The following is a 309-nucleotide window of genomic DNA, read 5'->3' as shown; positions in this document are numbered from 1 at the left end:
CCAACGGCACCGATGGCGTTGCCAATGCGGTGCAGGCGCTGAAGGCGGGCGAGAGCCACAACGAAGTGTTCAGCGTACAGGTCAGCGATGGCCTGGGCGGCGTCGACACCCAGCAGGTGACGATCACCATCACCGGCAGCAACGACGCACCCGTGCTGAATTTCGCAACGGGCAATGATGCGGGCGCGGTGCAGGAAGACACCACGCTCAGCGTGACTGGCCAGTTCAGCTCGGCCGACATCGATCACGATGCCACGGCGACCTGGAGCATCAATGGCTCGCCAACCGGCACCTACGGCTCGATCGCCG

At 64.7% G+C, this 309-nt stretch carries 1 protein-coding gene; it reads left to right on the top strand.

Annotated features, from left to right (window positions below; genetic code table 11):
• On the top strand, nt 1-309 hold a 309-nt coding region (locus KW846_RS30620), incomplete at both ends, for a VCBS domain-containing protein (protein ID WP_218486473.1).

Source organism: Pseudomonas sp. PDM32 (assembly GCF_019219225.1).
GTDB classification, from domain to species: Bacteria; Pseudomonadota; Gammaproteobacteria; order Pseudomonadales; family Pseudomonadaceae; genus Aquipseudomonas; species Aquipseudomonas laurylsulfatiphila.
This window is presented reverse-complemented; position numbering and strand designations above follow the sequence as displayed.